19 protein-coding genes and 1 pseudogene are annotated in these 22,478 nt (G+C 56.5%); 18 read left to right on the top strand and 2 right to left on the bottom strand.

Translation table 11 applies throughout. The features are described from left to right. The first annotated feature begins 189 nt into the window (after positions 1–189). The 14 genes from IOC61_RS04315 to IOC61_RS17875 all read left to right on the top strand — a co-directional run bounded on the left by IOC61_RS04315 (position 190) and on the right by IOC61_RS17875 (position 17,706). Positions 190–840: a tRNA-(ms[2]io[6]A)-hydroxylase gene (locus IOC61_RS04315; protein WP_195687639.1), complete on the top strand. Its 651-nt coding sequence runs from the start codon at positions 190–192 to the stop codon at positions 838–840. Between the two features lie 35 nt (positions 841–875). After that, positions 876–4,814, top strand: coding sequence for an AAA family ATPase (locus IOC61_RS04310; protein ID WP_195687796.1), 3,939 nt, complete (start codon positions 876–878; stop codon positions 4,812–4,814). Positions 4,815–4,989: 175 nt separating this feature from the next. Continuing rightward, the gene (locus tag IOC61_RS04305) at positions 4,990–6,156 is read left to right on the top strand and encodes a nucleotide sugar dehydrogenase (RefSeq protein WP_195687638.1); all 1,167 of its coding nucleotides are present in this window, start codon (positions 4,990–4,992) and stop codon (positions 6,154–6,156) included. Between the two features lie 256 nt (positions 6,157–6,412). Next, positions 6,413–7,195: a Wzz/FepE/Etk N-terminal domain-containing protein gene (locus IOC61_RS04300; protein WP_195687637.1), complete on the top strand. Its 783-nt coding sequence runs from the start codon at positions 6,413–6,415 to the stop codon at positions 7,193–7,195. 220 nt (positions 7,196–7,415) lie between these two features. Next, positions 7,416–8,729 (top strand): UDP-N-acetyl-D-glucosamine 6-dehydrogenase, encoded by a 1,314-nt coding sequence (gene wbpA / locus IOC61_RS04295; RefSeq protein ID WP_195687636.1) that lies wholly within the window; start codon positions 7,416–7,418, stop codon positions 8,727–8,729. Positions 8,730–8,742: 13 nt separating this feature from the next. Continuing rightward, the gene (locus tag IOC61_RS04290) at positions 8,743–9,696 is read left to right on the top strand and encodes a Gfo/Idh/MocA family protein (RefSeq protein WP_195687635.1); all 954 of its coding nucleotides are present in this window, start codon (positions 8,743–8,745) and stop codon (positions 9,694–9,696) included. Continuing rightward, on the top strand, positions 9,693–10,289 hold the full coding sequence (wbpD, locus tag IOC61_RS04285) for a UDP-2-acetamido-3-amino-2,3-dideoxy-D-glucuronate N-acetyltransferase (RefSeq protein ID WP_195687634.1): 597 nt from the start codon (positions 9,693–9,695) through the stop codon (positions 10,287–10,289). The genes IOC61_RS04290 and wbpD overlap by 4 nt, the downstream gene beginning before the upstream one ends. Then, positions 10,289–11,365, top strand: a complete 1,077-nt coding sequence (locus tag IOC61_RS04280; protein ID WP_324254686.1) for a DegT/DnrJ/EryC1/StrS family aminotransferase — start codon at positions 10,289–10,291, stop codon at positions 11,363–11,365. The genes wbpD and IOC61_RS04280 overlap by 1 nt, the downstream gene beginning before the upstream one ends. 50 nt (positions 11,366–11,415) lie before the next feature. Continuing rightward, complete coding sequence (locus IOC61_RS04275) at positions 11,416–12,639, top strand: polysaccharide pyruvyl transferase family protein (RefSeq protein ID WP_195687632.1); 1,224 nt, start codon at positions 11,416–11,418, stop codon at positions 12,637–12,639. Continuing rightward, a complete protein-coding gene (locus IOC61_RS04270; protein ID WP_195687631.1) occupies positions 12,640–13,830 on the top strand; it encodes a glycosyltransferase in 1,191 nt (396 codons plus the stop codon). A gap of 4 nt (positions 13,831–13,834) precedes the next feature. After that, positions 13,835–15,127, top strand: coding sequence for a flippase (locus tag IOC61_RS04265; RefSeq protein WP_195687630.1), 1,293 nt, complete (start codon positions 13,835–13,837; stop codon positions 15,125–15,127). Then, positions 15,124–16,374, top strand: a complete 1,251-nt coding sequence (locus IOC61_RS17880) for an O-antigen ligase family protein (RefSeq protein WP_195687629.1) — start codon at positions 15,124–15,126, stop codon at positions 16,372–16,374. The genes IOC61_RS04265 and IOC61_RS17880 overlap by 4 nt, the downstream gene beginning before the upstream one ends. Then, positions 16,371–17,477: a glycosyltransferase family 4 protein gene (locus IOC61_RS04255; protein WP_195687628.1), complete on the top strand. Its 1,107-nt coding sequence runs from the start codon at positions 16,371–16,373 to the stop codon at positions 17,475–17,477. The genes IOC61_RS17880 and IOC61_RS04255 overlap by 4 nt, the downstream gene beginning before the upstream one ends. After that, the gene (locus IOC61_RS17875) at positions 17,368–17,706 is read left to right on the top strand and encodes a UDP-N-acetylglucosamine 2-epimerase (RefSeq protein ID WP_324254681.1); all 339 of its coding nucleotides are present in this window, start codon (positions 17,368–17,370) and stop codon (positions 17,704–17,706) included. The genes IOC61_RS04255 and IOC61_RS17875 overlap by 110 nt, the downstream gene beginning before the upstream one ends. Here the strand turns inward: IOC61_RS17875 and IOC61_RS04245 are convergent. Continuing rightward, positions 17,682–17,822 (bottom strand): annotated as a pseudogene (locus IOC61_RS04245) (IS66 family transposase); the annotation flags it as partial. The gene IOC61_RS17875 and the pseudogene IOC61_RS04245 overlap by 25 nt on opposite strands. 130 nt (positions 17,823–17,952) lie before the next feature. Between IOC61_RS04245 and IOC61_RS04240 the strand changes: the two are divergent. Beyond that, positions 17,953–18,738: a glycosyltransferase family 2 protein gene (locus tag IOC61_RS04240; RefSeq protein WP_195687627.1), complete on the top strand. Its 786-nt coding sequence runs from the start codon at positions 17,953–17,955 to the stop codon at positions 18,736–18,738. Between the two features lie 170 nt (positions 18,739–18,908). On the opposite strand, the gene IOC61_RS17930 is transcribed toward IOC61_RS04240, so the two are convergent. Next, positions 18,909–19,145, bottom strand: coding sequence for an integrase core domain-containing protein (locus IOC61_RS17930; protein WP_195687626.1), 237 nt, complete (start codon positions 19,143–19,145; stop codon positions 18,909–18,911). A gap of 182 nt (positions 19,146–19,327) precedes the next feature. Here IOC61_RS17930 and IOC61_RS04230 point away from each other — a divergent pair, with 182 nt between their 5' ends. The 3 genes from IOC61_RS04230 to IOC61_RS04220 all read left to right on the top strand — a co-directional run bounded on the left by IOC61_RS04230 (position 19,328) and on the right by IOC61_RS04220 (position 22,391). Beyond that, on the top strand, positions 19,328–20,446 hold the full coding sequence (locus tag IOC61_RS04230; protein ID WP_195687795.1) for an ISAs1 family transposase: 1,119 nt from the start codon (positions 19,328–19,330) through the stop codon (positions 20,444–20,446). Between the two features lie 8 nt (positions 20,447–20,454). Continuing rightward, positions 20,455–20,748: a GDP-mannose 4,6-dehydratase gene (locus IOC61_RS04225; RefSeq protein ID WP_195687625.1), complete on the top strand. Its 294-nt coding sequence runs from the start codon at positions 20,455–20,457 to the stop codon at positions 20,746–20,748. 362 nt (positions 20,749–21,110) lie between these two features. Beyond that, on the top strand, positions 21,111–22,391 hold the full coding sequence (locus tag IOC61_RS04220; protein ID WP_195687624.1) for an exopolysaccharide biosynthesis polyprenyl glycosylphosphotransferase: 1,281 nt from the start codon (positions 21,111–21,113) through the stop codon (positions 22,389–22,391). Positions 22,392–22,478 lie beyond the last annotated feature (87 nt).

The following is a 22,478-nucleotide window of genomic DNA, read 5'->3' as shown; positions in this document are numbered from 1 at the left end:
TCCCTGCTGCATGCTCATATCAGCGAGGGGGTCGTCGTAACCTTATGTCGCAAGGGCTGACGCCGATCTTCCCACCCGTTTTTTCAATTCGATTTTTTCAACCAAGGTCTAACGCCCTCCTATCCGAGGGCGCTTCGCGCTACCATAACGTTTTAACGTTATCTTCACCCGGTGAGACGCGAACCGACCATGTCCGAGACCCTGTCCGAGCCTGCCGCCGCAAAGGCCGATGCCGAGGCGCTGCTTTCCGATGAGCTGCTGGCGTTCCTTGGCTGCCGCACCCCCGATGCCTGGGTGGCGTGGGCGCTGGAAAACCCCGAGCTGCTGCTGATCGACCACGCCCAGTGCGAGAAGAAGGCGGCCTCCACTGCCATGAGCCTGCTCTACCGCTACGTGGACCAGCCGCTGCTGCTGACCAAGATGAGCCAGCTGGCCCGCGAGGAGCTGCTGCACTTCGAGCAGGTGGTCAAGCTGATGGAGGCCCGCGGCATCGCCTACCGCCATCTGAGTGCCTCGCGCTACGCCGAGGGGTTGCGTCGCCATGTGCGCGCCAATGACCCCGAGCGGCTGGTCGATATCCTGATCATCGGTGCCCTGATCGAGGCGCGCAGCTGCGAGCGCTTCGCGCGGCTGATACCTCACCTCGATGCGGAGCTTGCCAAGTTCTACCGCACTCTGGTTAAGTCAGAGGGTCGCCACTACGAGGACTACCTGATGCTGGCTCGGCACCTGAGCGATGCCCCGATCGAGCCGCGAATTGCCTTCTTCGCCGAGCGCGAAGTCGAGCTGATACAAGAGCCGGATACGGCCTTTCGTTTTCATAGCGGTGTACCGGCCTAATCCCGGCTCACCGTCAAGGACGCAGGAATACCATGATGCGGGATGCTTCCGACGCAGCCGATACCCCTGCCGCGGTGCGGTTGACACTCTTCGGCCACTTCTCGCTCTCTCTCGGCGAGGACACGCTGACCCAGTTCAGCTACGACAAGGTCAAGGCGCTGCTGGTCTACCTGTTGCTGCACCACCAGCCGGTTAGCCGGGCGACCCTGGCCGAATTGCTCTGGCCCGACCAGGGGCTCTCGTCGGGACGCACCAACCTGCGTCATGCGCTGCACTGCTTGCGTCAGTCACTGGGAGAACACGCCGACGAGGTGCTGGTCGTCTCCCGCCAGACCATCGCCTTCCAGCTGCCTTCGCACTGGACCCTCGACCTGCAGGATATCCAGCAGCTGCTCGAGGGTGAGCGCGAGCTCTCGACACTGGACGCGCTGCTCGAACACTACCAGGGAGACCTGGTGGAGGAGTTGCAGATCAGCCACTGCCCCGAGTTTCAGCGCTGGCTGGTACAGGTGCGCAACGACTGGCGTCAACGCGTGATTCGCTTCACCGAAGCGGGGCTCGAGCGCTTCGATAGCGTGCCCGATACGCTGCTCGAGGCACTGGTCAATCGTTTCTCGGGCTACGGGCCCTTCCACGAGCGCCTGGTACGCCAGCTCGCCGAGCAGGGTCAGCTGGCCGCGGCCCATGAGCAGTACAACGCCTACCTGCAGCTGCTGGCGCTATCCGGTCAGCAGCCCGAGGCCGGCTTTCTGCAGCTGGCTCGCTACTGGTCCGACGCCCAGGCCGATGCCAGCGCCGCCGCTGGCCTGGGGTTCTCGCGCACCCTCGCCCCCGACAGCTCGCCGCTGCGGGAAGACGAGATCGAGCAGCGTCAGCTCTCGGTAATGGCCATTCGCCTGCGCCTCAAGGCCGACCTCTCGACCCGCTCCTCCAGTCGCGCCAATCTGATGCTGCAGTCCGAGCTGATGCGCTGGCTGGAGGAGCAGTGTCATCATCTGGGGGGGTTCTGGTTGCCCGGTGCCACCGGCGGGCTGGGGCTGGCCTGCTTCGGTACCCACGGCCCGGCACACCAGCTGGCCGAGCTGGTGGCGCTCTATGAACACTGCCGGCGCATGCTGCCGGAGGAGTCGGCGCGCCACTGGGCGGGTGAGGGCGAGCCGCCGCTTATCGAGCTTGCCGCGGGTCTTAACAGCGGCCGGGTGATCTATCTGCCCGAGCGGCGCCTGGTTGACCCGCTGGGTCAGGTGACCCAGGGCTCCCTGGAGCTGATGAGCGCCGCCGAAGGCAGCGAGCTGGTGATCTCCCAGGAGGCCAGCCAGCACATGCCGCCGGCCCTCGACCTGCAGCCACGGTTGAGCGCGCGGCTGGTGGCCAGCGATGGCCGGGTGCGCCTGAGGGCTATTGTTCTTGGTGCGAATGAAGGCGGGCGCGAAGCCTTGCCGCCGAGCCTGGTCGGCCGTGAGACCCAGCTGCGCACGCTGCGCGACGCCCTGGCCCGAGCCGGCATCGGCCTGCGCCAGAGCGTGCTGGTGCGCGGTCCCTCGGGAATGGGCAAGTCGGCACTGCTGGTCGGTTTTCGCCAGCTCGAGCAGAGCCGCGACGCCACCATCTGCTGGCAGCCCACCACGCGCCTCTCGATACAGGAGCCCTACGGGGTGGCCCGCAAGCTGCTGCGCTGGCATCTGGGTCATGAACTGGATATTAAGAGCCAGGATACCGAGAGCCTGAATGCGGAGAGCCTGACGGCCCTGTGCCAGCGGCTCTCTCTGCCCGAACCCGACGAGGCGCGCCGCCGGCTGCTCGAGACGGCGCTGGGCGCCCGGGAAGCGAGTGTCGGCAGCGATCTCGCCCAGTGCGGCGAGTCGGTGGAGCTGGTGGTCGGCCTGGTCCAGCGGCTGATCGGCCAGATCGCCGCCGAGCGCACCCTGGTGCTGATGATCGACGACCTGCAGTGGCTCGACGAGCTTAGCCTCAAGGTGCTAGCGGGCCTGCAGGCACGCCTGCCCATCAACTGCGCCTTTATGCTGGTGGCCAGTCACCACGGCCGCGAAGGGTTGCCCGCCAAGCTGCACTGGGACCAGCAGGTTACCCTCGGCAAGCTCGACGCCATGCACGCCTCGCGGCTGCTCTCCCAGCTGGCGCGGCGCTATCGCCTGCATATCAGCCCACGCCTGCGCGGTCAGGTCATCGAGCGCTGCGACGGCGTGCCGCTCTATCTTCAGGAGATCGTGCGCCGCGTCGACATGGATCGCCGCGAGGGGCGCAGCGTTCAGCTCGACGAGCTGCCCCACGGCCTGCTCGGCCTGCTGGCCAGTCGTATCGATCAGCTCGATAGCGATCGCGAGGTGGCGCATATCGCCGCCGTGCTGGGGCGGCGCTTCCGCTACGACTTCCTGGCCGAGTGCAGCGAGCTCGACGGCCAACGCCTGACTCGGGCCCTGGAGCAGATGAGGCATCTGGAGATCATCGAGCCCGCCGAGGGTGACGATACCGGTCGCGAGTTCCAGTTTACCCATCAGCTGCTGCAGGAGGCCGCCTATCTCTCCTGTCCTCGGGATGTGCGCACCACCATCCACCGTCAGGTGGTCGAGCTGATCGAGGATCGCTTCCCGATATGGATCAGCCGCCACCCGGGCGACTTCGCCACCCATCTGCGGCGCAGCGGCCACTATGCCCGCGGCGCCCGCTACTACGAGCTGGCGGCCCGCGAGGCGCTCAAGGTCAGTGCCAACCGTACCGCCCTGAAGATGGCCGACCTCGGCTTGGTCAGCCTGCGTCAGGTGGAGGGGCAGACTGAGCGCGAGATCAGCCTGCTGACGGTGCGCGGCCAGGCCGCCTTTGCCCTGGAGGGGCACGGCTCGCCCACCGCCCACGAGAGCTTTGTGCGTGCTCGGGAGCTGATCAAGGCGCTGTCCGAGGAGGGCGAGAGCGTCGACCTGGAGCAGGCCTTCCTGGTCAAGTGGGGGCTGTGGGTGGGGTGCAGCCAGCGCCACGCCCATGCCGACGCCTTCCGCCTGGCCGCCACCCTGGCCGACCTCGCCCGCAAGATCGGCGATCCACGCTATGCACGCCTCGCCGAGTATGCCCAGGCCAGCTGCGAATACTGGGCGGGACGCATCCCGCTCGCCTACGACCATCTCGACGAGATCAATCCGCTCGAGTCCGAGATGATGATCGAGTGGCTACCGTTCTCCGATCACCCTCAGGTGGCGGCGGCCTGCTTCCAGGGCTGGGCGCTCTGTCTGCGCGGCGACTACCGGCGCGCCGAGGCCCAGGTGGAGTCGGCGATTCGTCTCGCCGAACGCATCGGTCATCCCGGCAGCCTGGCCATGGCACTGATGTATGCCGCCAATCTCTATCGGCAGCTGGGCCATGTGCATCTGGCCGCCGATCGTGCCGAACGGACCCACAAGCTGACCGGAACCTCCGACCTGCAGCTATGGCAGATGGCGTCGAGAAGCGTACTTGGCTGGCAGCGCGCCATCGCCGGTGACCGTGACGGTCTCGCCCAGGTCGACGCCACCCTCGAGGAACTCACCGAACTGACCGGACGCGATCACTACGCGCGCCCCTCGTTATGGTACGTCGACGCCTGCATGGCCCTGGCGGAGTATGCCCGTGTCGAGGAGTATCTCGACCAGGCCCTGGTGCTCGCTCGCGAACGCTCCACGCTGTTCGTGCCTGAGCTCGCCGTACAACTGGCCCGGGCGCGTCACCGCCTCGGTCATCCGCGTGAGGAGATTGTTGCGCTGCTCGAGCTGGCCCTGAGCGATGCCCGCAAGGATGGCAACCTGCATCTGCAGATCACGGCCCTGGAGGCCTGGCTGAGCCTGGTCGATTCCGGCGATATCAATGCGCGGCAGGAGTTCCGCCGCCTGCTCGCCGAGATCAGCTACAGCGATGCCCCCATCCTCACCCGCTGGCATAGCCTGCTCGACCGCGCCCAGCCCCGCGCCGTGGATACCGCCTTGTAGCCCTTTGTTGTAGGAGGGATCGGTCCGACGCTTCGGCTTTGCATTGCGACGGGAGGCAAGGGTTCATTGTGGGAGGTCGGCTCTGCTGGACGAATGGAGGCCAAAGGCCTCTCCGGTTGGGCGTCACTCTGCGATGAATCAATCAATGACGTAACGAGCACCGAAAGGAATCACCATGAAAATTACCATCGCCGGCACCGGCTACGTCGGCCTCTCCAACGCCATGCTGCTGGCCCAGCACAACGACGTGGTCGCGCTGGATATAGTCCCCGAGAAGGTCGAGTCCCTTAATGCCGGTATCTCGCCCATCGAGGATGCCGAGATCAGCGAGTTTCTCGCCAATCGCGCGCTCTCCTTCACGGCTACGCTCGACAAGGAAGCCGCCTACCGCGAGGCGGACTTTGTCCTGATCGCCACGCCCACCGACTACGACCCGCGCACCAACCACTTCGACACCTCGAGCGTCGAGGCGGTGATCCAGGATGTGCGCGATATCAACCCCGCCGCGGTGATGGTGATCAAGTCCACCGTGCCGGTGGGCTTCACCGCCGACGCCTGCCGCCGCCACGGTACCAAGAACCTGCTCTTCTCGCCGGAGTTTCTGCGTGAGGGCAGGGCGCTCTACGACAACCTCCACCCCTCGCGAATCATCGTGGGGGAGCGCTCCGGTCGCGCCGAGGCGTTTGCGGGGCTGCTGACCCAGGGCGCGGTGAAGGAGGAGGTCCCGGTGCTGTTTACCAACAGCACCGAGGCCGAGGCGATCAAGCTGTTCGCCAATACCTTCCTCGCCATGCGGGTGGCCTACTTCAACGAGCTGGATACCTACGCCGAGACCCTTGGCCTGGATACCCGCCAGATCATCGAGGGGGTGGGGCTCGACCCACGCATCGGTAGCCACTACAACAACCCGAGCTTCGGCTACGGCGGCTACTGTCTGCCCAAGGACACCAAGCAGCTGCTGGCCAACTATGAAAACGTCCCCAGCAACATGATCAAGGCGGTGGTGGATGCCAACCGCACCCGCAAGGACTTTATCTCCGAGCAGGTGCTGGCGCGCCGGCCAAGCGTGGTGGGAGTCTACCGGCTGATCATGAAATCCGGTTCCGACAACTTCCGCGCCAGCGCCATGCAGGGGGTGATGAAACGCCTCAAGGCCAAGGGCATCGAGGTAATTGTCTATGAACCGGTGCTCGAGGAGGAGGCCTTCTATGGCTCTCGGGTACTTCGCGACCTCGACGCCTTCAAGGCAGAGGCCGATGTGATCCTCAGTAACCGCATGGCAGATGAGCTGGCCGATGTGGCCGAGAAGGTCTATACGCGAGATCTATTTGGCAGCGACTGAGACCAAATAGATGCCGCTGTGCCGAAAGGAGCGCCAGCGAATCGACCAGCACGTTTTTAACGATGGTTCGGCATGGAGCATCCCCGCAGCATACCGTAGAATAGTGTGCCTTGACACAACGGTAGCAGAGCTGGGGCGCCGAAACGCCCGTCTAGTCTCGCTACCTACGCCGCCACAGGGTATGGGATCCCGCCCGGAGCAATCCCCGGGCGGTAGCGTGCCCGCATCCTTTACGTAATTAGAAGCACCAATATCCATGAACAAACACGATGTTTCCCAGCAGTCAGCCAACTACCGCTACCCAGCCGATGATGAAATCTCTTTGGTTGATCTAGCCAAGATCCTTATCAAACGCTGGAAGCTGATGGTGGCGATATTTGCCGTCGTGGTGCTGGCGGCACTGGTTTACGCGTTGATGATGGAGCGCAGCTATGAGTATGTGTCGATCTACCAGGTTGCGGAACAGACATCTGGCGCGCTCGAGCCACCGGAAACGGTGGTGGCCATGGTCACCAACCTCTATCTGGGGCCGGTGACGCGTCAATTGCTCTCTGCTGAGGACCTTGAGCGTCTGCCATTTGATGTTTCGGTGTCCAACCCGAGCGATACGCTGCTGGTCCGCCTCATCTCCAAGTCCTCTGAGGAACATGAGGCGCTGGTTGAAGCCATGCACACGACTTTTCTGGAGCGGATAAAAGCCGGTCAGCAGTCTCAACTCAACCGGCGTCGCGACGATCTGGAGCGTCAGCTCGAGAGTGTCCAACGCTCTCTTGAGGCTGCCAAAGAGTCGTCCAGTGTAAATGCTGCCGACCTTGTTGCCACATACGCCAAGCTCGCGGGCGAGATTGAGGGGCGGATTGCTCAATTAAGGGATGGACAGGTAGCTCAGACCGCGGTACAGAGCCTGGAGCCCACAGGAACCGGGCGCAGATTGATCATGGTACTGGCTACCGTACTCGGAGGTTTGCTGGCGGTGATGAGCGCATTCTTTATGCAGTTTGCTGTTGCGGTGCGGGAAAGCCTTGCGGAAGGAGGCTGAGGTGACGAATCTTATATGTCTGATATTGATACGTTTTGCGAAAAATTAAAACTCATGTTTTTTTGCGAGTGAAGTTTAACTTTTTATATTTTCCGCTTTCGATGGCCAAGGGAATAGCCATATAGTCGAATCGTTCTGTTGGTTTTCTTATTCTTTTATCTTGCCATATCAGTTATTCAGGCTGTGGTGGCATGTTTTTTTTAATATAGGCAGCTTCCCGATGTCAGATGTAAAGGTAACTCTTATAAGCAGGATGAAGTCCAAAGAAGCCATAATCGGGATTGTCGGCTTGGGCTATGTAGGCCTGCCGTTAATGCTGCGTTATAGCGATATCGGCTATCGCGTACTCGGGTTCGATATCGATCAGGAGAAGATCGATAAACTCAATGACGGTCAGAGCTATATCGAGCATATTCCCTCCGCTAAGGTCGCCAGCGCGACCCAGGCCGGCTTCAAGGCGACCGCGGACTTCCGGCGGATAGCCGATGTAGATGCCGTCATCCTCTGTGTGCCTACGCCGCTCAACAAGTACCGCGAGCCGGACATGAGCTTCGTGCTCGATACTATGGATGCCCTCAAGTCCCACCTGCGCCCTGGTCAAGTAGTCTCGCTTGAGAGCACTACCTATCCCGGTACCACGGAAGAAGAGCTGCTGCCGCGAGCCCAGGAGAACGGCCTGACGGTGGGCGAGAGCATCTTCCTGGTGTATTCCCCCGAACGCGAAGACCCGGGCAACGCCAGCTTCGAGACGCGCACCATCCCCAAGGTGGTGGGCGGGCACACGTCGGCCTGCCGTGAGGTGGGTGTGGCCCTCTACGCTCAAGCCATCGACCGAGTCGTGCCTGTCAGTTCCACCAAGGCCGCGGAGATGACCAAGCTGCTGGAGAACATCCACCGTGCGGTCAACATCGGCCTGGTCAACGAGATGAAGGTCGTCGCTGATCGCATGGGGATCGATATCTTCGAAGTGGTCGATGCCGCAGCGACCAAACCGTTCGGCTTCACGCCTTACTACCCTGGCCCCGGTTTGGGCGGACACTGCATCCCCATCGACCCCTTTTATCTGACATGGAAGGCCCGCGAGTATGGCCTACATACTCGCTTCATCGAGCTCTCCGGTGAGGTCAATCGTGCGATGCCGGAATACGTGGTCGGCAAGCTGATGGACGGGCTGAACGAGCACGGCAAGTCGCTCAAGGGCAGCCGTGTGTTGGTGCTGGGCATCGCCTACAAGAAGAACGTCGACGATATGCGTGAATCCCCCTCGGTGGAGATCATGGAGCTGATCGAGGCCAAGGGCGCAGAGCTGAACTATAGCGACCCCCACGTTCCGGTGTTCCCCAAGATGCGCGAACATCACTTCGCACTTTCCAGCGTAGCGCTCTCCGCCGAGTGCCTGGCCGAGTATGATGCGGTGGTACTGGCAACTGACCACGACCGCTTCGACTTCGAACTGATCAAGCGCCACGCCCAGCTGATCGTCGACAGCCGCGGCACCTACCGCGAACCCGCTGCCCATATCATCAAGGCATAAGGACACTCGTTAAATGAAGAATTTCGCCCTGATCGGCGCCGCCGGCTATATCGCTCCACGTCACATGAAGGCCATTAAAGGCACGGGTAACGAGCTGGTGGCGGCCCTGGACCCTAACGACTCCGTAGGGATTATCGATAGCCACTTTCCTGACGCCGACTTCTTCACTGAGTTCGAACGCTTCGATCGCCATATCGACAAGCTTTACCGCAGCAATGACAGCAAGCGAGTGAACTATGTGTCGATCTGCTCACCCAACTACCTGCACGATTCGCACATGCGGTTTGCACTGCGCTCCGGAGCGGATGCCATCTGTGAAAAACCCTTGGTACTGAACCCCTGGAACATTGATGGCCTGCAGGAAATCGAGCAGGACACAGGTCGCAAGGTCAATACCATTCTTCAGCTGCGTGTTCACCCGGCAATCATCGAGCTGCGAGAAAAAGTTAAAACCGCCTCGAAAGATGGTAAATACGAGGTCGATTTGACCTATATAACCTCGCGCGGGCATTGGTATTTGCAGAGCTGGAAGGGCGACGAGAAGAAGTCTGGTGGTATCGCCACCAATATTGGCGTGCACTTTTACGACATGCTCCACTTCATCTTTGGTGAGCTGCAGGAAAACCAGGTGCATTACAGCTCGGAGACCAAGGCAGCCGGCTATCTGGAATACGCCAACGCCCGGGTGCGCTGGTTTCTCTCGGTGGACGTCAGCGATGTACCAGCGACGGCGCGCGCTGATGGCCAGCGTACCTACCGCTCGATCACCGTGGATGGCGAGGAAATCGAGTTTTCCGGTGGTTTCACCGATCTGCATACCCGTAGCTATGAGGAAATTCTCGCGGGGCGCGGCTTCGGTTTGGAGGAGAATCGTGTGGCGATTGAGACTGTGGCGGCCATACGCAATGCCAGTCCGCTGGGGCTGGTCGGTGAGTTCCATCCCTTCCTCAAGAACGTTCAGCAATGAGTGGATCAATCCAACCCTATCAAGTCCATGAAAGCGCCATCGTCGATGATGGCGCCCAGATCGGCGAGGGTTCCCGAGTGTGGCACTTCGTGCACGTGTGCGGCGGCGCCCGCATCGGTCGGGGAGTGTCGCTGGGCCAGAACGTTTTCGTCGGCAACAAGGTGGTGATCGGCGACTACTGCAAGGTGCAGAATAACGTCTCCGTCTACGACAACGTGACCTTGGAAGAGGGCGTGTTTTGCGGCCCCAGCATGGTGTTTACCAACGTCTACAATCCTCGTTCGTTGATCGAGCGCAAGGACCAGTACCGCGACACCCTGGTCAAGAAGGGCGCCACCCTGGGCGCCAACTGCACCATCGTGTGTGGCGTCACTATCGGCGAATACGCCTTCATCGGTGCCGGCGCCGTTGTCAATAAAGACGTACCGGCCTACGCGCTGATGGTCGGGGTGCCCGCCAAGCAGATCGGCTGGATGAGCCAGTACGGTGAGCAGCTTAATTTGCCGCTGAAAGGGCGAGGGGAGGCCGAGTGTGAATACACCAGCGACCGCTACGTGTTGGATGGCAATACGGTTAACAGGATAAGCGCATGATTCCGTTTATTGACTTGGCCGCCCAGCAGGCGCGCATCAAGGACAAAATCGACGCCGGCATCCAGCGGGTGCTGGCCCATGGCAAGTACATTCTCGGTCCTGAGGTCAGCGAGCTGGAAGACAAGCTCGCCGCCTACACCGGTGCCAAATACTGCATTAGCTGCGCCAACGGCACCGATGCGCTGCAGATCGCCCAGATGGCGCTGGGCATCGGCCCCGGCGACGAGGTCATCACCCCGGGCTTTACCTATATCGCCACCGCCGAGACAGTGGCCGTGTTGGGGGCCAAGCCGGTTTACGTGGATATCGACCCGCGTACCTACAATCTGGACCCTGCCAAGCTCGAAGCGGCCATCACCCCGCGCACCAGAGCCATTATTCCGGTGTCGCTCTACGGCCAGTGCGCCGACTTCGACGCCATCAACGCCGTGGCTGAAAAGCATGGCATCCCGGTCCTCGAAGACGCCGCGCAAAGCTTCGGTGCCACCTACAAGGGCCGCCAGTCGGTCAACCTCAGCACCATCGGCATTACCAGCTTCTTCCCCAGCAAGCCGCTAGGCTGCTACGGCGACGGCGGGGCGATCTTCACCAACGACGACGAACTGGCTACCGTGCTGCGCCAGATCGCCCGCCACGGCCAGGACCGCCGCTACCATCACCTGCGCGTCGGCGTGAACAGCCGCCTGGATACCCTGCAGGCCGCCATCCTGCTGCCCAAGCTGGAAATCTTCGATGAGGAACTGGCGCTCCGTCAGCAAGTCGCCGAGCGCTACAGTCAGTTGCTCAACGACGCCGGCATCACCACCACGCCCTACGTAGAACCCCACAACACCAGCGCCTGGGCGCAGTACACCATCCGCGTGGATAACCGCGAACAGGTACAGCAGGCGCTCAAGGAAGCGAGCATACCCACCGCAGTGCACTACCCTATACCATTGAACAAACAGCCTGCGGTAGCAGACGAAAGCGCGATACTGCCAGAAGGCGACCGAGCCGCGCAGCAGGTCGTCTCACTGCCGATGCATCCTTATCTCTCAGAAAACGAATGTTGGCGTGTAACCCAACAGTTAAAGTAACCCTCCACACCTGTTTAACACCAATCTTTATCGATCTTCGAGTTAAAATAATGAAAGTTGCAATATTTGGAAGTTATAATGGCGGTTCTATTGGTGATACCGCAATACTTCTTGGCTTGATTTCTTCAGTTTTCCGAGTTTTAGGTGATGATGTGGAAATCACTGTTCTTGCATTAGGGACCTTGGGAATCAATAGCGAGCTTGAAGAGTTAGGGGGGAGACAGAGAGTAAAAAGAGTAAAAGAAGTTGCGATCTATAGAAAGGTTGATTATTCATTTTTGGGTGTCGAGAAGTTTTTAAATAAAGGTTGGAGAGTCTTGAGGAGGCTTCGTGGTCGAGTTCAGGTAAATGAAAGACGCATACGAAGCGTTTTAAATAATTCAGATGTTTTGTTAGTCGGTGGCGGTAACCTTGTGATGGACCTTTATAAGAACTGGCCAAAACTTTTAAAGTTGGTTTGTAGTGTGTCTAAGGATGTGGGTGTTCCGTATAGTTTCATTGGCGTTGGTTCTGCACCAATAAATACTCTACAGGGAAAAAACGATTTATTGTATTCACTGAAGTCGGCTAAAAGTGTGTATTTCCGAGATTTAACGTCAAAGAAATATACTGAGGATCACTTGGGGTTCGAAAAATCAGCAGTTGGCCCAGATCTTGCTTTCGGTATTGACAGTCCTCAGCTGACCCAGGCTGACAAAGAAAACGTGCTTATGCTCAACCTAGCTGCTGTATACAGTAGGCAATGGCCTGTTAAAGACCCAGATAAATATGATAACTATTTATCAAACATGGTGGTTGTAGTTGACAGGCTGGTCGAAAGCTTGAGCATAAAGGAGCTCGTCATCTTCAACACCAACTACCCCTTGGATGAGACTGCTGCTGAAGATTTTATAAAAAAGTATAAGAGCTCTAGCAACCTCTCGGTTTCTTTAAATTTTATTAGAGGAAGAAATACTGTATCTCGTTTATTAGATATCTGTTCTAAAGCGAAGTTTTCGTTAGTAACAAGATTGCACGCGGGTATTATTTCGAAAATTTCTGGCGCTCATGTTCTTGCGATTGAATATCAACCAAAAGTTAAAGATGTTCTAGAAAACCAAACGTCACATACAATAGTAGAAAGCCTTGATGCTGTTTTATCAGGCATTGCTTTCGAAACTGTTGATCAGGACTATTATAATGATATTAGATCTGAAAGAAACTGTGTGAGTCATGGCGAAGTTGATGAATTAATAAGGCTTGTTTTTAAAGAAAGTGCTGCCAAGGTAATTTGAATGCATATTCTTCTCCTTCCCTCTTGGTATCCCAAAACCCCTAGTGATGTCGGCGGCGTTTTTTTTCGTGACCAGGCTCTGGCATTACATAATTACGGCCATAAGGTGGGCGTTATTGCGCCTTCAATGCGTTCACTACGCACGCTGAGTAAAACAAGCCCTGAAAAAAAGTTACCATCTTGCGAGAACGACAACGGTTTATTGACGTACCGAAAGGAAATTTTCGCCGCGCTACCACGCATTCCCTATGGTAACTACCGTTTGTTCAAAAAAACCGCTAGGCATTTGCTTGAACGGTATATCACCGAAAATGGTAAACCCGATATCCTTCACGCTCACGCCGCCGTTTTTGGCGGAGCCGCCGGCGCGGCGCTATCCGCTGAATTTGGCATACCGCTCGTACTGACCGAACACAGCACCGGCTTTGCGCGGCGCATCTACGCAAGTTGGCAGCTCAAATTGGCGGAAAAAGCCATTCGTGGTGCACGCTCCTGTATCGCGGTCAGTCCGTCTTTGGCCGACGTGTTAAGTGAACAGTTCCCTGCCAGCAAAGGTCGCTGGCAATGGATATCCAACGTGGTGGCCAACCGTTTTGAAACGCCTGGCAATGCCGAACGCATGGAGCGCTCCGTGCGTTTTCTTAACCTTGCGCTGATGACAGAAAAAAAGGGACAGTTTGATCTGCTTCAAGCGTTCATCCAGTTAAATTGTAATGGCCTGAACGCTGAATTATGGTTGGCTGGGGATGGACCTATACGCTCAGATTTGGAGAAGATGGCGGTAAAAAACGGTGTTGCTGATCACGTTCGGTTTTTAGGGTTAATACAGCCAGATAAGGTACCGGACTTGCTGGCCGAAACGGACGTGATGGTCGTTTCCAGCCATTACGAAACCTTTGGCGTGGTCGCCGCCGAGGCGTTGATGGCCGGAACGCCTGTTGTTGCCACGCGTTGCGGCGGGCCGGAGTGTATTGTCGAAGAGGGTGATGGGTTGTTGGTGCCGCCTAAAGAGCCGGCTGAACTGCAGGCAGCGATGCGACAGGTAGGCGAGAATCTGGCGGGTTATGATTCGGTCGCCATTGCCGAGCGTGCTAAAGTGCGCTTCTCCGGTACTGCCATCGCCAGCCGGTTAACCGCAGAGTACCACCATGTGTTGTCGTCCCCCAGCTTCTCCTCAAACCGCGCCGGGTGATCCTTTGGTTGAGCGTTTAAAACAGTTTATCGGTGCTTCCCCACTACGCCGCAATATCGGAATGACCCTTGGTCGCCAGCTGCTCGCGGCCTTTGCGCAATTTCTACTGGTCGTATTGATTGCCCGAGAGCTTGGCCCCGAAGGTAATGGCTTTTATGCAATGGCCATACTTATTCCCACCATGCTGGCCAACTTCCTGAATCTAGGGGTAGGGCCTGCAACAGTTTATTACGTTAGCCGTGGTGACTTCAATGTCAATCAGGCCGTGGCCGGTAATCTCCGCCTGGCACTATTCGTAGCCACTACCGGTGTGGTGTGCACACTCCCCGTACTGTTGCTTTGGGGAGCCGAAATATTCCCGGGAATACCGCACGCATTACTTTATCTCGGTTTGGCTAGCTTCCCGCTGACGCTACTGCTGGCGTATCTGAACACCATCCTGCAAGGGCTGGAAGATTTCAAAGCCTTCAACCTGACCGTGCTCCTTCCCCCTTATGTTAACCTCGCCGGCGTCGTTATCGCGCTGTATTTTCTGCCCTTTGGCGTAGCCGGGGCCATGGTGGCCTATATTTCCGGTCAACTGGTTGGTTTGGTGGCTGTGTTCCGACTGTTAAGCCGTAAAAGATCTACTCAACAATCGGTTGATCAGGCTACACCACTGTCGAATTACGCCCGAAGAACCCTCGGCTACGGCTGGAAAGCTCATCTGTCCAATATATTGGCGTTTGTGAACTACCGAGCCGATATTTTTCTGGTCAACCTCTTCCTCACCCCCGCGGCGACCGGCATCTACGTTATTGCCGTTCAAATCGCCGAAAAGCTATGGATGCTGTCACAGGCCGCCAGCACGGTACTGCTGCCACGCCTCTCTGCCATGCACCAGAGTCCTCAAGCCCGGTTGGCGTTGAGCAATAAAGGGTTTTTAGTAGTGTCAGCAATAACGGCAGTCGCCAGCGTTGCAGTGGCCATTGCTCTCTGGTGGCTAATCAGCCCGGTGTTTGGTGAAGAATACGCAGCAGCCTTACCCGCCTTTATGTGGCTTTTACCGGGTATTTTTGCCGGGGCCGGTGCGCGCATTTATTCCAACTGCATTGCTGCCGCGGGTAAGCCCGAATGGAATATGTACTCGTCCATTGGTGTTGTCACTATCAATGTGATCGGCAACATTCTACTGGTGCCGGAGTATGGGATTGTGGGGGCGGCCTGGGCTACCAGTGTGGCTTATTTCTTTAATGCGGTGGTTAAGTTTTATATGGTGAAGCTACTACCGAGTGCCGGCTCTGGAAGCGTTTCGTGAAAATAGATTATAAAAACCATAGTCTAATCAAAGCCAAGTTGACCAAGGAAGCTGGGATTTTTTCGGCAATACTTGTCATTTTTGGGCTACTATCGGCGATAGCATTACCTTCGGTTTCTTTAGGTGGGTTCAGCGCCTACTTGGTTACACTGTTGAGTCCAGCAATATTTCTCTTGGCCCTCCTGCTTTTGATTAAAAAACCACTGGCTCATAGGTCATGCTTATTGCCTTTGGCGCTATTCGCTATGGTGTGTGTGTCGGCGTTGGTTTCTTGGATCTCTGGATTTTCCTCAGCAAATAAGCGTGACATTATAGAAGCTATTAAATATTTACAGTTTTTTCCTTACCTGCTTATGGTAACGTTCCTTGAACCAAATTCACTAAAATTATTTCATAGAATAATTGTTGCTTCCTCAATCTTGGTTGCTTTGGTTGGACTTACACAGGCATCAGGTTTTTATGATGCTACTTTATATGTTTATTTAGATGCTAATAGTGCTCACATTGACTCTTTGGTTTCGGGGTCTCGAATTACTCTGACCGGTTCTGACCCCAATATAGGTGGTGTTATAGCATGTTTTTTCGGGATATACTTTTTTTCATTATACGCAGCGTATAAAAAATACAGGTATATGTTTGTTTTCTTTTTGTTCTTCTACTTGTGTTTTTTATCACAAAGCAGAACTGCATTGATTGCACTTATCTTCGGCATGGGCGCGTATTACCTTTTGTTTTTTAAAGGTTTTTTCATTTTAAAATCCGCTACTCTAGCGTTTGCTTTTTCATTGGTCATTTTTTTGGTTTTTTATCTTGATCTATCTTATATATACATCGGTATTCAGACTGCATTAGAGGGGAATAATAACAGCCTGAATATTAGATTTGAAAATACTTTTTTGGCCATTGAGAGGTTTATGAAGTCTCCCATTTTTGGAGTTGGGCCAGCGAAATCGGCGCTTGATACTACAATAGATTCTGAATATGCACTGATTATCCAAAGGTATGGGTTAATAGGGGGGCTAATTTTTTCCACTTACATTGTATACCTTTTACGCCTGTCAGTGCGCAATCTTAGATCGCACTGGGGTATAAGTCTTTTTATTTTTACCTTAATGTCTAGTTTAGTCATGATTACAAATAATATTTTTTCAGGATATCAACTAATGTCGTTGGTTGTGCTTTTAAATATCGCGTGCGTTCTCAGTGAGAGAAAGCAAGAATCGTTAAAACAGGAAAATGTCTTTTGATTATTGCCCACCTCACCTCCGTCCACCCCCGCTACGACACCCGTATTTTCCTCAAGCAATGCACCTCCCTCGCTGCCAACGACTTTGATGTATCGCTTGTCGTGGCCGATGGTAAGGGCGATGAGAAAAAAAATGGCGTGCAGATCCACGATGTGGGGGCGTCCAGGGGGCGCTTGGACCGTATATGTAACGCACCGGGGCGTGTGCTTGAGAAAGCGTTTGCAATTGATGCCGATGTTTACCACCTGCACGACCCCGAGCTGATCCCCATTGGCCTCAAGCTGAAAAAGCGCGGCAAGACGGTGATTTTCGACGCCCACGAGGATGTCCCGAAGCAGTTGCTGGGAAAACCATACTTGAACAAGCCTGCGAGGTGGATGCTTTCAAAGACTTTTGGCCTGTATGAGCGCTGGGCCTGTCGTAAGTTGGACGTTGTGATTGCCGCCACGCCCTATATTCGCGACAAGTTTACCGCGATGGGCGTGCGCTCGGTGGATATCAATAACTACCCGCTGCTGGGTGAGCTGACCAGCGGCAAAGTGGACTGGTCTCAAAAGAAAAATCAGGTTTGTTATGTCGGTGGATTGGGGCGCATTCGCGGTATTCAAGAAATGGTCAAGGCGATGAACCTGATCAAGAGTAACAGCGTTTTAGGCCTTGGCGGCGCATTCAGTGAAGCCAGTTTTAAGCAGGTAGTAAAAGATGAAGCGGGTTGGCAGCGGATCGACGAGCAGGGCTGGCTGGATCGTGACGGTGTTAGGAAACTCTTGAACGAATCGGTGGCCGGTCTGGTTACCTTGCATCCGGTCATCAACTATATTGATGCCTTACCCGTTAAAATGTTTGAGTATATGGCCGCCGGTGTGCCGGTAATTGCGTCCGATTTTCCGCTTTGGAAGCAAATTATCGACGGTAGCGAATGCGGCCTGTGCGTCAACCCGCTTGACCCGCAGGCAATCGCCAATGCGATTGACTACCTTGTCTCTCATCCAAATGAGGCCGAGCAGATGGGCCGCAACGGCCAGCGGGCCGTACAGGAGCGCTACAACTGGACTATCGAAGAGCAGAAGCTGCTCGATCTCTATCATTCGCTTAACGGGTAATGAATCGCTTATGCCCCGCATCCTCACCATCATCGGCGCGCGCCCGCAGTTCATCAAAGCCAGCGTCGTCTCCCGCGCCATCGCCCAGACCGACGGCATCGAAGAGATCGTGCTGCATACCGGGCAGCACTTCGATGCCAATATGTCGGATATCTTCTTCAACCAGCTGGGCATGCCTCGGCCAGATGTGCAGCTGAATATTCACGGCAACCCGCCGTCGTCGAGGTAGCGCGTCAGCGCCGCCCAACGCTTCAAGCTGTAATCCAGCGCTTTCGCTGTTGCTGTGCCGTTCGGCACTTTCTCTCTGTGAGCCAACATCCAGCGGTGCAGCGCGTCTGTAATGACCCCTAGTTTCTGCACACCCAGCATTAGTTGCGTAGGGTGTGCAGAAACTAGGGGGTCATTACAGCACAGCGTGTTATTTTTTTAAGCGTCATTTATTTCCTGAAAGCATGGTGATATCAGGCGGTCAAAGATGGTGATGGTAACGGTGGTAACGCCAACCTATAACTCGGCGGATCGTATCGCGATGACCATTGAGTCGGTGAGAGCCCAGACTTTCGCGGATTGGGAAATGATCGTGGTGGACGACTGTTCCGATGATGGAACAGTAGATATCGTGGATAAATATGCAAAGCTTGACCCGCGTGTCCGCTGGATAAAGCTAGAACAAAACGGCGGATCTGCGGTGGCAAGGAATGCCGCGATTCGTGCCGCGCAAGGGCGCTATATCAGCTTCCTCGACAGCGATGATCGCTGGTTACCCCATAAGCTAGAGGCGCAGTTAGCCTTTGCTAAGGAACATGATGCGGCTTTCGTCTTTTCAGCCTATAGCCGAGTAGATGAAACAGGAAAAAACCTCGGTATAGTGGGCGTGCCTACCCAGGTGCGTTATCGAGAGCTTTTAAAGTCTTGTTATATAGGCTGCCTAACTGCTATGTACGATACTCAAGCGTTAGGCAAGGTAGAAATGCCGCTGATTCGCAAGCGTCAAGACTTTGGGCTCTGGCTGAAGCTGTTGAAAAAAACCTCTGTGGCTTATGGTCAACGGGATGTGTTGGCGACTTACACGGTCAGAGATGGCTCTATCTCCGCTGACAAACGCTCTGCTTCGATCTTCCAATGGAAAATATACCGTGAAGTCGAAAAGCTCAGTTTGCCAGCTTCCTGCTACTATTTTGCACATTACGCTGTTCGCGGTGTGCTGAGAAGCCGTTTACCTGCCATGGCTCGCAAGCTTGGTGTAATGCATAAGGCCTAAGAGTTGAGAAAAGATGCGTTCCGGGAAGAAATGGGCTCTTCGTCGTTGGGTATGGAATTCGCCCCCTGAGCTGGGCCAGGATATGACCTCCACGACGACAGGAGGTATGACATGGACGGCACCCAGATTCTGACCCTCGGCCTGTAATGACCCCCTAGTTTCTGCACACCCTACGCAACTAATGCTGGGTGTGCCCGGGGTGCCACATAATCGAGAGACTGATGTGGCCGCTCTTCGTTGTAGTATCGGATCCAGCGATCGATCACTACCCTGGCTTGGCCCAGCGACTCGAAGCGATGGAGCCAGATGCACTCTTCCTTCAAAGAACGGAAGAAGCGCTCGACGAGCCCGTTCTGCTCTGGTGTATACGGCGTCGTGAACTCCTGCGTCAGCCCATACGCCTTCACCGTGCCCGTGTAGTGCCGGCTACTGAAGACCAGACCATTATCTGAGCGTAGTGCCAGCGATTGCTGAACACGTCCCAGCGCCAGGGAAAATGCATGAAAAACCGCTCTACGACGGACTTCGTAGCGCTTTACCAGTAGGAGCTTATGTGATCATCTAGCAGTTTTTGCTCATGGATGATCCAATGCTGACACCGTCGCTTATGCACCATTTATCAATTGTTCCCGACTTTCGCCAGGCGTGGAAAGTGCAACATCAGCTATCCGACATCCTCTTTTTGACCGTCTGTGCGGTGATCTGTGGTGCAGAAGGGTGGGACGAAATCGAAGATTTTGGCCACGCGAAGTTGGATTTTCTGCGACAGTACGGCGATTTTGAAGCTGGCGTGCCCAGTCACGACACCCTGGCCAGGGTGATGGCCCTGGTCAATGCCGAGCAGCTGCAAAGCGCGTTCGCCGAGTGGATGAAGGCCTGCCATGACGTCACTGATGGTTCGGTGGTGGCCATCGATGGCAAGACGCTCCGAGGCTCGTACTGCCGCGGCAAGGGCAAAGGGGCGATACACATGGTCAGTGCCTTCAGCGCGGCGAATGGGGTGGTGCTGGGGCAGGTCAAGACGGCGGAGAAGTCCAACGAGATAACGGCGATTCCTGAGCTACTCAAGCTGCTGAATCTGCAAGGTTGTCTGATAACAATCGATGCCATGGGCTGCCAGAAGAAGATCGCCACTCAGGTCCTGCAGAAGGGCGCCGACTACCTACTCTCAGTGAAGGAAAATCAGCCAGCCTTGGCAGATGCCTTTGAGGCGGCGTTCCCCATGGCCAAGGTGGTCAACTTCGATGGGGATGCTTATGTCACGGATGAAAAAAATCGGGGGCGGCAAGAGACTCGCTACCACATCGTGAGTGAAGTTACTGAAGATTTTCAGGAGCTTAGCTACGAGTGGCCAGGGTTAAAAACGGTGGGTGTGGTCATGAGCTTCCGCCAAAAAGGCGATGAAGCCCCGGAGGCGCCGATGATCCGTTACTACATCAGCTCAGCCGAGCTTAGCGCCAAAAAGCTTGCCGAAGCGGCCCGCCAGCATTGGTTTGTCGAGAATAAGCTCCACTGGTCCCTGGATGTCGCTCTCCGTGAGGATGCCTGCAAAATTCACCGCGGACAGGCGGCGGAAAACCTCGCCAGGGTCCGTCATATAGCGCTAAATTACCTGAAAGGGGAGAAGTCTTTCAGGGGCGGAATCCGGCGGAAACAGAAGAAAGCGGCGCTGGATGAAACCTATCTGGCGGACATTCTCGCGGTGTAGGTTTTTTCATGCGTTTTCCCTGGCTTGCAAGCCTCGAGGCGACCGGCGTTCATATCTACAACCTGGGCACCGGGCAGGGCGTCTCGGTGCGGGAGATGGTTACCACCTTCGAGCGGGTGACCGGTCAGCGGGTGCCGTATCACATCGCGCCGCGCCGTGAGGGCGATCTGGCAGCGTTCTGGGCCGACGCCGCCAAGGCCGAGAGGGAGCTAGGTTGGCGAGCCGAGCGCGGGCTCGAAGCGATGTTGCGCGATACCTGGCACTGGCAAGAGCGAAATCCGCAAGGATATGGGGCCGTCTGAGCTGGCCCGATGCCTTGATGCTATCGACGGCGCCCGGTCTTTGGACCGGGCGCCGTGCGTTTGGAACAGCTTATCCGGGACCCTGCAAATAGGGAGTGACCTGAGGCCGGGGCCCATATGGCGACAGGTGTTCGAGCCCAGTGAATTGGGCTACAATCCGCAACTCTGGAACAGTGCCATCCGAATGCTTAGCCCAACAAACTTCGAAGCATATGAGTGCTTGGGTCGGTTTCACTAATGCTTGGTAGGGTTACTCACCGACGTTGCCCAGTAGGTATCCACTCGAGGGCTGTCGGAAGTGACCTAAATTACTGGCTACGGGGGAAATAGCCCAAGCCGAGACACATGGGAAAGTGACTGGAATGACAGAACACACGCGCTACGAGCGCCGTCACTCGCGCTGGTATGAGGCGTTGCTGCTGGGGTGGCCATTCCAACTGATCGTGGGTGCTATGGTAGTCGTGGGCCTACCTGCCCTGGAACGTTGGGGCTGGGAGGTGTGGAGCTATTTCCCTCAGGTACGCAGCAATACCGTGCTCGCCTGTGTGCTGGCCTTCATCGGCATTCTGTGGACGCTTCGGCGAATGCACCGTTTCCCGGGTGCTCGTGTCTCGGCATTGATTGCTCCTACGGTCTCGGTGGCCTATTTGCTCGTGGTGGCTGTGCTGTTCTTCACCCGGGAGGAGTACACACGGCAGGTACTTTTCGGTAGCTACCTGATGAGCGTAGGCTGGTTCTACCTGGCCTTCTTCCTGGGGCGGCGGTATCGGCGCATGAAGCTGGCGGTCGTGCCGGTGGGCCGTGCGGTTGAACTCGAGCCTACGCCTGATATCGAGCTGCGCAGCCTCGACAAGCCTGACCTCGCCGGTGTTCGTTATGATGGCGTGGTCGCCGACTTGCATGCCGATGGGCTTACGCCTGAGTGGGAGCGATTTCTGGCGCGCTGCACGCTTCACCATATTCCCGTCTATCATGTCAGGCAGATTCAGGAGTCGATGACGGGCCGGGTGCGCATCGAGCACTTGACCGAGAACGAGTATGGAAGCCTGTTGCCATCGTTGAGCTATCAAGGAGTCAAGCGATTCATCGATCTGATGGCTGCCTTACTATTGCTGCCGATCCTGACGCCTCTCATGCTGGCGACGGCCTTTGCTATTCGCCTGGACAGCCCCGGCCCCGTTCTATTCATCCAGCAGCGAATGGGCTTCCGTGGCGTACCATTCAGGGTCTACAAGTTTCGCAGCATGTATATCGACCAGAGGGGCAGTGGCTTTACACAAGGAAATGACGATCCACGCATCACCCGGGTAGGGCGCTTTATTCGAAAGACCCGCCTGGATGAGCTACCGCAGTTGTTTAATGTCATCAAGGGGGAGATGAGCTTCATTGGTCCACGACCCGAGTCCATGGAGCTCTCCGAGTGGTACGAACGGGATGTCGCCTTCTTCAGCTACCGCCATGTGGTGCGCCCTGGGATCTCCGGCTGGGCCCAGGTGGAACAAGGCTATGCCGCTGAAATCGATGGCATGACAACCAAGCTGCAGTATGACTTTTACTACATCAAGCATTTCTCGCTGTGGCTGGATATTCTGATTGCCTTCAAGACGTTGAAAACTATCGCCACGGGGGATGGAGCTAGATAGAACTCGATAACACCATCTGATGCCAGCCTTCTGAAGCCGCCGTCTCGAGCCACCGAGGTGACGGCTTCTGCGTTCTTGTGCCGTGAC

It is taken from the genome of Halomonas sp. KAO (genome assembly GCF_015595025.1).
Taxonomy (GTDB): Bacteria; Pseudomonadota; Gammaproteobacteria; order Pseudomonadales; family Halomonadaceae; genus Halomonas.
Note: the sequence above shows the minus strand (reverse complement) of the source record. Positions and strands in the feature narration are given on the sequence as shown.

Bases quoted from the DNA above. Each gene is read 5' to 3' on its own strand.
- IOC61_RS17875 (WP_324254681.1), top strand. From the start codon at position 17,368: ATGAGGCCGAGCAGATGGGCCGCAACGGCCAGCGGGCCGTACAGGAGC.
- IOC61_RS04275 (WP_195687632.1), top strand. From the start codon at position 11,416: ATGAAAGTTGCAATATTTGGAAGTTATAATGGCGGTTCTATTGGTGAT.
- IOC61_RS04305 (WP_195687638.1), top strand. From the start codon at position 4,990: ATGAAAATTACCATCGCCGGCACCGGCTACGTCGGCCTCTCCAACGCC.
- IOC61_RS04290 (WP_195687635.1), top strand. From the start codon at position 8,743: ATGAAGAATTTCGCCCTGATCGGCGCCGCCGGCTATATCGCTCCACGT.
- IOC61_RS04310 (WP_195687796.1), top strand. From the start codon at position 876: ATGCGGGATGCTTCCGACGCAGCCGATACCCCTGCCGCGGTGCGGTTG.
- IOC61_RS04230 (WP_195687795.1), top strand. From the start codon at position 19,328: ATGCTGACACCGTCGCTTATGCACCATTTATCAATTGTTCCCGACTTT.
- IOC61_RS04270 (WP_195687631.1), top strand. From the start codon at position 12,640: ATGCATATTCTTCTCCTTCCCTCTTGGTATCCCAAAACCCCTAGTGAT.
- IOC61_RS04315 (WP_195687639.1), top strand. From the start codon at position 190: ATGTCCGAGACCCTGTCCGAGCCTGCCGCCGCAAAGGCCGATGCCGAG.
- IOC61_RS04220 (WP_195687624.1), top strand. From the start codon at position 21,111: ATGACAGAACACACGCGCTACGAGCGCCGTCACTCGCGCTGGTATGAG.
- wbpD (WP_195687634.1), top strand. From the start codon at position 9,693: ATGAGTGGATCAATCCAACCCTATCAAGTCCATGAAAGCGCCATCGTC.
- IOC61_RS04300 (WP_195687637.1), top strand. From the start codon at position 6,413: ATGAACAAACACGATGTTTCCCAGCAGTCAGCCAACTACCGCTACCCA.
- IOC61_RS04225 (WP_195687625.1), top strand. From the start codon at position 20,455: ATGCGTTTTCCCTGGCTTGCAAGCCTCGAGGCGACCGGCGTTCATATC.
- wbpA (WP_195687636.1), top strand. From the start codon at position 7,416: ATGTCAGATGTAAAGGTAACTCTTATAAGCAGGATGAAGTCCAAAGAA.
- IOC61_RS04240 (WP_195687627.1), top strand. From the start codon at position 17,953: ATGGTGATGGTAACGGTGGTAACGCCAACCTATAACTCGGCGGATCGT.